The organism is Micromonospora citrea (assembly GCF_049629545.1).
In the GTDB taxonomy this organism is placed as follows: domain Bacteria; phylum Actinomycetota; class Actinomycetes; order Mycobacteriales; family Micromonosporaceae; genus Micromonospora; species Micromonospora citrea_A.
The window spans coordinates 110,493-122,046 of record NZ_JBNADX010000020.1; the positions used below are offsets into that span (position 1 = coordinate 110,493).

The window sequence follows — 11,554 nt, forward strand, 5'->3', positions numbered from 1 at the left end:
AACGGCCGGGTGCGGTCCACCCATGTCGAATGAGCCCCATGTCCGGAAATGGCGACCCACGTGGCGGGCACGTGACGCGACCATACGGTAAGTGGAAGGAGCAGGCGGCGGGGCGCGTGCGAACATGCGTCCATGAGCGACGACCTGCTCCCCGATGTCAGCGCCCTGGCCATCAACGTCACGATTCCGGAAGAACTCCGCTGGACCGACATGCGACGCGGTGAGGAGTTCCAGCTGAGCACACTCAACGTCCGGCTCCTCCCGGACGGGCGCCTCGCGGCGAAGGCATACGGCCGCCCGACCGGCGGAGGTCGGGGCACATACGTCTCGTTTCCCCTGCCCGACAAGCCCGAGCTGGCGGCCCTCGTCGACCAGGCCGCCGGTGTCGCCAGCGCGATGTGGGCGGCCCACCGCGGTCTCAGCTGAAGGCCGAGCCGGTCGGCGATCCGCACCCCCGGCACCTGGCCGCTGAGGGCGACCGGCCCGGCCACGAATGCCGCTGGCCGGGCCGGTCCGTTCAGCGGGTCACCGGTGCCTCACCCCGCTCGGCCCGCAGCAGCTTCTGGCGCTTGCCGTCCCTGGGCCAGGCCCAGCTACGCGAGCCGGGCTTGCGTGCCTCGTCGGCCAACTGCTTGACGGTCTGCTTGCAGACGAATTCCTTGAGCCTCGCGCCAGGGCTGCCGCCCAGGTGGAGGCTCACCGCGGTGTCGTCCCGGCGGGCGAACTGGAACATGCCGGCGCGACGACCCAGGCTGAGGCACTGGCCGGCGAACACCACGCTGACGGGCGCGGGTTGCCGACCCGCGATCCGGCTGAGCACCGTGTCGGCGGCGTGCGGACCCAGCTGGACCGCCGCCTGGCAGCTCATCCGGAACGGCAGGTTCGACGGCGCCGCCGAATCGCCGGCCGCGACGATGCGTACGTCGTCCACGCTGGTCAACGTCTCGTCCGTGAGCAGGCGCCCCAGGGCGTCGGTGCGCAGTCCGCTGCGCGCGGCCAGGTCCGGCACGCTGAATCCGGCGGTCCAGACGGTCACCGTGCTGGGCACGTCGCGGCCGTCTCCGAGCCGCACGGCGTCGCGCGTCACGGCGGTCACTGTCGTGTCGGGGCCGTCGAGCACGGTCACACCGAGTCCGGTCAGCCGCTCGGCGACCGAGCGTCGACCCCGAGGGTGCAGGTACGGTCCGAGCACCCCGCCGCAGACCAGGGTCACCGTGCGGCCCGCCTCCGCCAGCTCGGCGGCGGTTTCGATGCCGGTCGGACCGGCTCCGACCACCGTCACCGCGGCCGTGGCGGGGGCCGCGTCGAGAACGGGCCGCAACCGCTGCGCCTCCTCCAAGGTGGCGATCGGGTAGGCGAACTCGGCTGCTCCGGGCACAGCGGGGTCGGCGCTGCCACTGCCCACCGCGTAGATCAGGTAGTCGTAGTCGAGCGTGCCGCCCGTCGCCAACGTCACGCGGCGTTCGGCGGCGTCGATCCGTGCCACCGTGTCGACGACCAGCCGGACGCGCTCGGCCAGGACGTCCCGGTAGTCGACGACCGCGTCGTCGGACCCACCCACCAACTGGTGCAGGCGGATCCGCTCGACGAACCTCGGGCGCGGGTTGATCAGAGTGACCGTCACGTCGTTGCGCCGCGTCAGGCGATTGGCCGCCAGGACGCCGGCGTATCCGCCGCCGATCACGACGACATCGGTGTTCCCGGTCATGGCGTCTCCTTCGTCAGGGGGTTCGGTCTGAAGACGCCGCCCGGCCGGCAGTCGTGACAGGGCGTGGGACAGGTCACCCGGCAGCTGCCGGCTGCTGCCGTCGGCTACGCCGGGGGCTACCGCCTGTCGGCGGGCTGCGAGGTGTGCGGCGGATGGATGGTGATGTCCTGCGTCGCCGACGCCACCCGGATGCCGTGCTCGGCGAAACGGTCCAACACCCGACGGGTCACCTGGTCCTTGACCTGCCGGGCGGCGCGGACCGGCACCACGAACCGTGCCGACAGCTCGACCCAGTTCGGGGTGGCACGGACGAACACGCGGGGATCCACCTCCGCCTCGGCGACGGGATAGCGGTGGCGCATCTGCTCGATGGCGCGCCGCGCCTCGACCGTGGAGGAGACGTTCGTCGCCTCGTCGCAGAGGATGCGCTCCGCCAGGTGCCAGTCCGCCTCGTAGGGGACGGGCAGGGTCAGCTCCTCCCACAGATGGTCCAGTACCGCGCTGCTGTTGTACACCGGTGCGCTGAACACGAAGCGGTTCGACAGGGACACCACCCGTCCGGTGTACTGGCGGCCGCGGATCCAGGATTCCGGGTCGGCGGAGGAGCCGCTCTCCAGGATGCGGGTCCGTAGTGGGGTGATGTCCAGGACGTCGCCGCGGACCCCGCACATCTGGATCCGGTCACCGACCCGGAACTGCCGCCCGGTGAGGATGCTGACCCATCCGGCGAACGCGCCGATGACCTCCTGCATGGCCAGGGCGAGGCCGGCGACGAGCAGTCCGAAGACCACGCCGATCCGACCGGCGAACGGCCGCCACAGCAGCGCCAGCGCGAACAGCAACGCCACGACGGTCAGGTAGTGCACCGCCTTGCGCAGGTAGTAGCGGTTGGTGGTGTCCTTCACCCGAAGGGTGGCCAGGCGGCCGGCGAGCATCGCGATGACGACGGCCAGCACGATGAGGACGATGCTCGTCACGAGGCGACCGCTCACGCTGCTGGTGTCCCAGACAGCCTCAAGGAACCGCTCCATGCTGCTTGCCCATCGTCCCGGCGCGGCCGCCGACTCGTGTCTGTCGCGTCGTTGCCACCATAGGCGGCATCCGGCGGCGGAATCTCGCAAACGCGCGGCCAGTACCAGCTCGAGCACCTGGGCGAAGGGGCCGTTGGCGGTGAGCGGCTCACCGCGCCTCCGCCAGGCGGAGCGCGGACCGGGTGGTCGGCCCACACCACCACCGCCGGCGGGGTGTCGGCCGCACGGATATCCGGTGTGGTCGATGTCACGTTAGCGTTCCCGCACGCCGGCCCGTCCCGCCGGCACTCCGACGGGAGAACACCATGAAGACACCGTGGAAGGCCGTCACCACCCTCGCCGCAGCCCTCCTCCTCGTCCTGCCCGGCGGCCTGGCCGCCCGGGCCGCCACCACGCCGTACACCAGGACCCCGGTCTCCGGGTCGCTCGGCACCTACCACGTCTCCGCCGTGTACGTCGCCGGGGTCTCCTCCGGCGGGTACATGGCCACCCAGCTCCAGGTCGCGTACTCGTCGCGGATCCGCGGCGCGGCGGTCTTCGCCGCCGGCCCGTACTACTGCGCCCAGAACACCGTCGCCCAGGCTCTCTACGGCTGCGGCGACAACATCTATCCGACGCACGTCTCCGCGCTGGAGAACTACACCCGTACCTGGGCGTCCTACGGTTGGATCGACGGCACCGGCAACCTCGCCGGCCAGCCGGTGTACGTCTACCACGGCAGCGGCGACGCCACCGTGAAGAAGTCCGTCACCGACGATCTCGTCCGGTACTACCAGGACTTCGGGGCCAGCGTCCGCTACGACGGCACCGGCGGCGCCGGTCACGCCTGGGTGACCCCGTACGGCACCGTCGGCTGCACCGCCACCGCCTCGCCGTACCTCAACGACTGCGGCACCGACCCACAGGGCACTTTCCTCGGCAAGCTGCTCGGCTCGGTCGCCCCGCCGAACACCGGCCCGCTCGGCGGCACCCTCGTCCGGTTCAGCCAGAACACCTTCGCCGTCAACGGCTGGGCCAACGGGCTGAGCATGGACTCCGCCGGCTTCGCGTACGTCCCGAGCGCCTGTGCGGCCGGGCAGACCTGCCGGCTGCTGGTCGCCCTGCACGGCTGCGCCCAGGGGTACGCGAAGATCGGCACGGCCTTCGTCGACCGGGCCAACCTCAACCAGTACGCCGACACCAACCGCCTGATAGTGCTCTACCCGCAGGCCATCGCGACCGGGGTGAACCCGAACGGCTGCTGGGACTGGTGGGGCTACCTCGGCTCTACCAACTACCCGATCAAGGGCGGTTACCAGGTCGAGACGATCATGAATATGGTCCGCCGTCTGGACGGCTGATCGGCGCACGCCGCCGCCGGGCTCGACCGCCACCGGTGCGGCGGCAGGGCGGGTAGGGTCCGCAGGACCGCCTGAACCCCTCCTCACTCCCACCATCGACCGTGGGAAGCCGACGGTGCTCTCGGGAGGGCGACGACACCACCCAGGTGGGGATGGTGGCGGCGCAGTTCGGCTTCGAGCCGGTGTCGCAGGGTGAAGCGGGAGGCCGGGCACCCGTCGCACGCGCCCGCCAGCCGGACCCGCACCTGCCCGTCGCGGACGTCGACCAGTTCGAGGTGACCCCCGTGGGACCGGGCGACGTCGCCGACCGGCCCGTCGAGCAGCCGCTGGACAGATCTCCGGAGCGCCGCGTCCTGCTCTGCGCCCGCAGCGGGCCGGAACTGCCAGCCGTCGGGTGTGGTCAGGGCGGCGTGCAGCGCCGTCCGGACCCGTGGGCCCTCGTCGGTCCAGCTGCGGCCGGGGGCGAGGTCGGTCAGCACGGCGCCGGGCTCCACCACCACGGCGGTCAGGACTCCCTCGGCCAGCATCGCCGCCAACGACGCCGGTAGCACGGCCGGTCGTCCTGCCGCCGGTACGGCACCGGCGGGCACGACCCAGCGGACCCGCTCCGGCCGGTCCGGATCCGCCTGCGGGTGCAGCGGGACGACGCTCATGGCAGGACCAGGGTGGTGAGTTGCCGGGCCAGGAAGGCGAGCACCCAGGCGAGGCCGGTGAGATGGCCGAACGCTACGAGGGGCCATTTCCACGTACCGGTCTCCCGGCGGATCACTCCGACCGTGGCCATGCACTGCAGGGCGAATGCGAAGTAGACCAGCACGGCCATCACAGTGGGCGGGGTGAAGACCTGCTGGCCGGCCCGCGGACCGTCCAAGTACGTCAGGTCCCGCAGCGCCTGCGTCGGCTGCTCGGGGTCCTCGGCGGCGGCCACCTGCCCGAGAGTGGCGACGAACGTCTCCCGGGCCGACTGGGCCGACAGCACCCCGACACTGATCCGCCAGTCGAAGCCCAGCGGGGCGAAGACGGGCTCCACCAGCCGCCCCAGGCCGGCGGCGTGGCTGTGGTCCACCACGTACGCGGACACCGCGGCCGGGTTGCCGGTGTCCACCCCGGCACTACGCAGGTCGGCGTCGGAGTGCTGGGGGAGGTTGAGCAGCAGCCACAGCGCCGCCGTGGTGACCAGGATGATGGTCGAGCACTTGCGGAGGAAGGACTTCGCCGCGTCCCACACCGCGATCAGCACGGACCGGGCCGACGGCAGCCGGTAGGGGGGGCAGTTCCAGGTAGAACGGCAGCACGGCGCCGCGCCGGTCCACCACGCGCTTGAACAGCCAGGCGGTGAGCATCGCCGAGACGGTGCCGAGCAGGTACATGCCGAACATGACCAGGCCCTGCACGCCGAACGGCCCCCACCGCGCCGACGGGTCGACCAACAGGCTGATCAGCAGCACGTACACCGGCAGTCGGGCGGAGCAGGTCATCAGCGGGGCGGCGAGCATGGTGGCCAGCCGGTCCCGGGCCGACGGCAGGGTCCGCGTCGCCATGATCCCGGGGATGGCGCAGGCGAAGGAGGAGAGCAGCGCGACGAACGCGCGGCCCTCCAGGCCCACCCGGGCCATCACGCGGTCCATCAGGAACGCGGCCCGGGACAGGTAGCCCACCCCTTCCAGGAGGGCGAGCAGGAGGAACAGCAGGGCGATCTGGGGTAGGAAGACCAGCACGCCGCCGACTCCGCCGATCAGCGCGTCCCCGAGGAACCCGGCCAGCCACGGGTTGTCGACGTGCCGGTCCACCAGGCGTCCGAGCAGCACGAAGAGTGACTCGACGGCATCCTGCAACGGCGCGGCGAGCGTGAAGATCGTCTGGAAGAACAGCGTCATCACGGCGAGGAACACCACCGTGCCCCAGATCGGATGCAGCAGCACGGCGTCGACCCGCTGCGTGGCCCGGTGCGGCTGTGCCGCCCGGTAGCGGGCGAAGTCCAGCACCGACTCGATCCAGGCGTCCCGTTCGGTCGGGTCGACCGGCGGCGGCACCACCGGGACGGGCCACTCCCGCCAGCCGGCGAGCCGGTCGCGCAGCACGTCCACGCCGTGGCCGCGGTGCCCCAGCACCGGCACCACCGGCACGCCGAGCGCCGTGGCGAGACTGGCCGTGTCCAGGTGCCCCTGTCGGCGGGTCAGCTCGTCGGTGAAGGTGAGCACCACACAGGTCGGCAGTCCGCGACCGAGGACCTGCGCCAGCAGGCCCAGGGAGCGGCGCAGTGTGGTGGCCTCGACGACCATCAGCAGCGCGTCGGGACGCGCGGAGCCGTCCAGTCGCCCGTCCAGGACGTCCACCGCGACCTGCTCGTCCGGGCTGATCGGCTCCAGGCTGTACGCTCCCGGCAGATCCTCGACGGTGAACCGGGCGTCGTCCGAGCGGCAGGTGCCGACGTAGCGGGAGACCGTCACTCCCGGGTAGTTGCCCGTCTTGGCGGTGAGCCCGGTCAACGCGTTGAACACGCTGGTCTTGCCGGCGTTGGGGCTGCCCACCAGGGCGATGCGGATCGCCTCGGTCGGCGCGGGCGCGTCGACGCCGCCACCGTGGCAGCCCTCGGTCACGAACCCACTCCGACCACCCGTACCCATGCGGCCTGCGCCCGACGCAGGCAGACCTCGTAGTCCCGCACCCGGTAGAGGACCGGGTCGCGCAACGGCGCTCGGCGCTGCACCCGGACCCGGGTGCCCGGGGTGAAGCCCAGATCGGCGAGGCGTCGGGCGATCGCCGGGGCGGCTGCGGATTCGACCCGGACGACTGTCGCCTCCGCGCCCGGACGCAACTCGGCCAACGGCACCTCGTCCCCGTCGTCGAGGCCGCCCCGGTCGCCGTGCCGAACCTCCGCCGCGTTGCCCTTCATCGGTCCTCCCCGCTGCCGATCGGCTCTCAGCTCCTAAGGCGAGGCTAACCTCACTTACCGCTCATGATCCGGGACCTTCTGCCCGTCCGGCACGGGACCATGGTCCCGAGCCGGACACGTGACGCAGCGGCCCCGACGAGATGGGCGCGTCGGTGTTCCTCGGCCCGTCGCCCGCACCCACGCGACGGGGGAGATCGGGCGCCCGCGACCGCGCGCAGCCGGTCGTCGTCGCCGATCGGACGAGGCTGGTCCTGCTCTCGGCCGGGAACCGGCGCCCAGGCGCGGTCACCCGGCGGCGGGGCGTGTCCCGTCCTGGCGGCTCAGGTGCGCGCGGCACAGGTTCGGCTGCACGAAGGGATCGAGCCGCTCGGCCGTCACCGGCGCCCGCATCTCCGCCAACGCCCCCTGCATGAGCCCGAGGTGGATCGCGCAGACCACCTGCTGACTGTGCTCGGCGATCTCCCGGAACGGGCAGTGCCGGAGCAGGATCTGCGGCCGGTGCTCGTCCGGCACGGTCTCGGGGTCGAAGCCGATGTCGGCGAGGATCGCGGTGAGCTTGTCGACCGCCTCACCGGCCGTGGTGCGGCGCAGCGGCGCGGGCCGGTCGGCCAGGTAGCGTCCCCAGTCCTGGCCGGCCTCCCTGGCGACGGCCGAGGGCTCGGCGTGGGCGCGCGTCGCGACGCCGGTGAGGATCTCGGCGAGCAGCCGGTAGCTGCGGGCGCCGGTGGCGGCCGGGGTCGCCGCGGTGGTCGAGGGCCGGTAGATCACCCGGGGACGGCCGCGCCGGCCGCCGGCTTCGGTCTCGCGTACGGCCAGTCCGGCGTCGACGAGCCCGTCGAGGTGGAAGCGGGCCGTGTTGAGGTGCAGGCCGGTCCGCTCGGCCACCTCCCGTACGCCCAGGGCCTGCTCCGCGGTCCGCAGCAGGTCGAGGACCTGTTCACGGCTCTCACCGAGCCCGGTCCGCTGCTCGCGGTCGATCCACCGTCGCCTGTCCACAGGCGTAGTTTATCCAATAGAAACTAGTAGAAACTGTCGGGCATGATGGCGAGGAGGTAGGGCTCGCCCCACCTCCTCGCCATCACCAGAGGCGACCGCGGTCAGCCGGGAGGGGGTTCCGGCCGACGGAGCAGCCTCGGCGTCTGCCGGGCGAGCAGGACGCAGTGCGGCAGTGCCGCCGCGACGAGGATGGCGACCTCGACCGGTCGGTGGTTGCGCACCAACGCGGCCGCCACCAGGAACACGGCGATCACCGCGACCGACAGCGCGATCACCGCGTGGAAGCGGCCCACCTCCGAGTGCGGCCAGTCGGTCTGGTCGGCCGGCTGAGGCGCGTCGGGTACGGCCCGACGGAAGCCGGCGAAGACCCGCGACGCCCAGGCGCTGGTGGGCTGCCGCCCCCAGATCTGCAGCGCGACCACGACGGCGAGCAGCACCAGCACGTACCCGGCGGCGAAGGCCGCCTCGCCGCTCATCGGGGGGCCTCTGCCGGTTCGCCGGATCCGCCGCCCAGCTTGTCGGCCACCCCGACGACCAGGTCGGCGGCGTCGGTGTCCGTGGCGTCGTCGTCGCTGTCGGGCACGACCTCGGTGAACAGCAGTGTCTCGGCCGGCGCCTCGGGTGCCCGGGTCCGCTTGCTGCGGTAGCGGATGCCCAGGTAGGTCATCCACAGCAGCGGCAGCACGCCGCCGAGCATGAAGACCACGTCACCGGGGAGCCGCAGCCACTCGAGGAACATGTTGGTGCCGCCCTGCAGGTAGCCGAGACTGCGACCGTCGGCGTACCCGGCGTCCACGACCCGGTAGAGCTGCAGGGCTCCGGCGGGCAGCAGGGTGGCGAACGACATCCACGCCAGTCCCAGGTTGAGCGACCAGAACGAGATCGAGGCCAGCCGGTCCGACCAGCGCTCCTCGGGGATCAGGTAGCGCAGCGCGAACATGGCGAATCCGACCGCGAGCATGCCGTAGACGCCCATCATCGCGGCGTGCGCGTGATTGGCGGTCAGGCCGGTGCCGATCTCGTAGTAGGAGACGATCGGCAGGTTGATCAGGAAGCCGAACACGCCGGCGCCGAGGAAGTTCCAGAATCCGACGGCGGCGAGGAACATGACCGCCCACCGGTGCGGGAACGGGGTGCTCGACGCGCTCTGGCGACGGGCGCCCAGTTGCAGGAAGCTCCAGGCCTCCACGGTGAGGAACAGCAGCGGTACGACCTCGAGCGCGGAGAACGTCGCGCCGAGCGCCAGGTGCTCGGCGGGCTCCCCGGAGAAGTACAGGTGGTGCATGGTGCCGATGACGCCCCCGGCGCTGTAGAGGACGATGTCGAGGAAGATCACCGACAGGGCGACCCGCTCCCGTACGACCCCGAGCAGCACGAACAGGTAGGCGACGGTGGCGGTGGTGAAGAGTTCGAGGAAGTCCTCGACCCACAGGTGCACCACGATGAACCGCCAGAAGTCGGCCGCGGTGAAGTGACTGTCCGGGCTGGCGAGCAGACCCACGGCGTAGAACGCCGGCAGGGCGAGGGCGGCGAGGAAGAACAGCCACGGCATGTTCGCCACGTGCTCGGTGCGCAGCCGCCGGCGGAGCCCGCGGAACAGGATGAACGCCCAGATGCCCATACCCGCGGTCAGCAGCACCTGCCAGATCCGGCCGAGGTCGAGGTACTCGAAGCCCTGGTTGCCCAGCTGCGCCCACAACGGGCCGAGCCAGCCGCGCATGCCGGCCATCTCGCCGAGCAGACTGCCGACGACCACCACGACGAGCGCGCCGAGCAGCAGCCGGGTCAGCAGCGCCTGCCGCTTCGGCTCCCAACCGCGGGCGATCAGTGGCGCCAGGAAGATGCCGATGGCGAGGAAGGAGGTGACCACCCAGAAGATGGAGAGCTGCACGTGCCAGGTGCGGGTCAGGTTGTACGGCAGCCAGTGGTCGAGCGGGAGGCCGAAGAAGCTCTCCAGGTCGGCCCGGTAGTGCTGGGTGGCGGAGCCGAGCAGGGTCTGCACCAGGAAGAGCCCGGCCATGATGAAGAAGAACCAGGCGGTGGCGCGTTGCGCGGGGGTGAGCAGGACGGCGCGCGGGGCGTGGAAGCGCAGTTCCCGGTGGTCGCGGTTGTGCCAGCCGAGGAAGTTCCACCGGCCGAACGCCGCGAACAGGGCGCCGGCCCCGACCAACAGGAAGATCAGCGACAGTACGCTCCAGGTCACCGTGTGGCCGGTCGGCGCGTTGTCGACGAGCGGCTCGGACGGCCAGTTGTTGGTGTAGGAGTACGTCTTGTCGGGCCGCTCCGCGGCGGCCGCCCACGCCGTCCAGCCGAAGTACGCCGTCAGGTCGTGGATCTCGGCCGGGTCGGTGATCGCGTTGGGGCGTAGCCCGTTCTTGCCGTCCGGAGAGTTGAGCGTCGCGGCGTAGTGGCCGGTCAACTCGGTGAACGCCTTGCCCTGGGCGGGGCTCCAGACCAGGGTGCCGGTCTTCTCGTCGTACCGGTTGACCCGGAAGTCCTCGACGGTGCGGGCGTGTCCGGCCTCCGCGCCGCCGTACTGCTCCTGCACGGACGTCGCGGCGCGGTGCAGGTAGTCGGCGGTGAAGTCCGGGCCGAGGTACGCGCCGTGCCCGAAGATCGAGCCGTACTGCATGAGGCCGTTGCGCAGGAACACCTCCTGGCCCTGGCGGATGTCCTCGCCGGTGAAGAGCAGTTGACCGTCCGAGGTGGTCACCTTGTCGGGGATCGGCGGCTGCGCCTGGTAGGTGCGGATCGCCAGGAACCCGAGGACGAAGAACCCGACGAGGGTGACCAGGACGGCGGCCTGCACCCAGCCGCGGCCGATCATGCGGCCCCGCTTGCCGGCGGGTGTGCCGGTGGGGGGCGGGGCCGGCTCGGGTACGGCGGCACCGGGAGCTTCTGACACGACCATGCGATCTCCTCGTGGGTGCGAAGGCCGCGAGCGGCATCCTGCCTCGGTGCGACCAGGTCCAGCGGCCAGACCTTAAAACACGAGTCTGCTGGTAGAAACAATCGAGGCCGCGTGAAAACCCTCATAGGACCTTCGGCTCGGGCCAAGAGACCCAGTGAACGGGGGTTTTGCGGGATTGCCGGTGCCAATCCGCCCGTCGGGCGGAACTGGGGGAGGCCCTCGTGACGAGGGCCTCGCGGTCCGGATCTAGATTTATGACGAGACGCTTCGTATAAACATGAGTATCCGCGACCTCAAGGGAGGCAGTCATGATCGAGGACCGTCAGCTCGACGTCCGTCAGGAGGCGCCGGCGCGCCGCCACGACCTCATCTTCGGCACGTATCACTCGCTCGGCGTGGGTGAGAGCTTCGTGCTGGTCAACGACCACGACCCGAAGCCGCTGTACTACCAGTTCGCCGCCGAGCACGCCGGACGGTTCAGCTGGGACTACCTGGAGACCGGCCCGGAGCGCTGGCAGGTACGCATCGGTCGCCCCGCGTAGGCGGCTTCCGGTCGGTCGGTCTCGGTGCCGGTCGGATGCCCGACCGGCGGGGGTGGTGGCGTAGCCCAGGTCGGCCGGCAGGGGTCGTTGGACCCTGGTTCGCGTATACCCCCGGGGGTACCGTGGCCCA

10 protein-coding genes and 1 pseudogene are annotated in these 11,554 nt (G+C 71.4%); 3 read left to right on the forward strand and 8 right to left on the reverse strand.

Annotated elements, in window-relative coordinates; translation table 11 throughout:
- Positions 1-132: 132 nt before the first annotated feature.
- The gene (locus ACPFP2_RS21150) at positions 133-426 is read left to right on the forward strand and encodes a hypothetical protein (protein ID WP_424090901.1); all 294 of its coding nucleotides are present in this window, start codon (positions 133-135) and stop codon (positions 424-426) included.
- 91 nt (positions 427-517) lie between these two features.
- Here ACPFP2_RS21150 and ACPFP2_RS21155 read toward each other — a convergent pair whose 3' ends face one another.
- Both ACPFP2_RS21155 and ACPFP2_RS21160 read right to left on the reverse strand, forming a co-directional pair.
- Positions 518-1,708 carry an NAD(P)/FAD-dependent oxidoreductase gene (locus ACPFP2_RS21155; RefSeq protein WP_424090902.1) on the reverse strand — a complete coding sequence of 397 codons (1,191 nt, stop codon included), beginning with the start codon at positions 1,706-1,708 and terminating at the stop codon, positions 518-520.
- Positions 1,709-1,824: 116 nt separating this feature from the next.
- Positions 1,825-2,685 (reverse strand): mechanosensitive ion channel family protein, encoded by an 861-nt coding sequence (locus ACPFP2_RS21160; RefSeq protein WP_424090903.1) that lies wholly within the window; start codon positions 2,683-2,685, stop codon positions 1,825-1,827.
- A 359-nt stretch (positions 2,686-3,044) separates the two neighbouring features.
- Here ACPFP2_RS21160 and ACPFP2_RS21165 point away from each other — a divergent pair, with 359 nt between their 5' ends.
- Positions 3,045-4,079: a poly(3-hydroxybutyrate) depolymerase gene (locus ACPFP2_RS21165; RefSeq protein WP_424090904.1), complete on the forward strand. Its 1,035-nt coding sequence runs from the start codon at positions 3,045-3,047 to the stop codon at positions 4,077-4,079.
- Between the two features lie 83 nt (positions 4,080-4,162).
- Here the strand turns inward: ACPFP2_RS21165 and ACPFP2_RS21170 are convergent, their stop codons facing one another.
- The 6 genes and pseudogenes from ACPFP2_RS21170 to ACPFP2_RS21195 all read right to left on the reverse strand — a co-directional run bounded on the left by ACPFP2_RS21170 (position 4,163) and on the right by ACPFP2_RS21195 (position 10,882).
- Entirely contained in the window at positions 4,163-4,732 is a 570-nt protein-coding gene (locus tag ACPFP2_RS21170) for a NifU family protein (RefSeq protein ID WP_424090905.1), read from the reverse strand.
- Positions 4,729-6,679 (reverse strand): annotated as a pseudogene (gene feoB, locus ACPFP2_RS21175) (ferrous iron transporter B). The gene ACPFP2_RS21170 and the pseudogene feoB overlap by 4 nt, the downstream one beginning before the upstream one ends.
- Positions 6,676-6,975 (reverse strand): FeoA family protein, encoded by a 300-nt coding sequence (locus tag ACPFP2_RS21180; protein ID WP_424090906.1) that lies wholly within the window; start codon positions 6,973-6,975, stop codon positions 6,676-6,678. The pseudogene feoB and the gene ACPFP2_RS21180 overlap by 4 nt, the downstream one beginning before the upstream one ends.
- Before the next feature lie 285 nt (positions 6,976-7,260).
- Entirely contained in the window at positions 7,261-7,971 is a 711-nt protein-coding gene (locus ACPFP2_RS21185; protein ID WP_424090907.1) for a helix-turn-helix transcriptional regulator, read from the reverse strand.
- A 101-nt stretch (positions 7,972-8,072) separates the two neighbouring features.
- Entirely contained in the window at positions 8,073-8,447 is a 375-nt protein-coding gene (locus ACPFP2_RS21190) for a hypothetical protein (RefSeq protein ID WP_424090908.1), read from the reverse strand.
- Positions 8,444-10,882: a nitric-oxide reductase large subunit gene (locus ACPFP2_RS21195; protein ID WP_424090909.1), complete on the reverse strand. Its 2,439-nt coding sequence runs from the start codon at positions 10,880-10,882 to the stop codon at positions 8,444-8,446. The genes ACPFP2_RS21190 and ACPFP2_RS21195 overlap by 4 nt, the downstream gene beginning before the upstream one ends.
- 308 nt (positions 10,883-11,190) lie before the next feature.
- Between ACPFP2_RS21195 and ACPFP2_RS21200 the strand changes: the two genes are divergently transcribed.
- Complete coding sequence (locus ACPFP2_RS21200) at positions 11,191-11,424, forward strand: DUF2249 domain-containing protein (RefSeq protein WP_424090910.1); 234 nt, start codon at positions 11,191-11,193, stop codon at positions 11,422-11,424.
- Positions 11,425-11,554 lie beyond the last annotated feature (130 nt).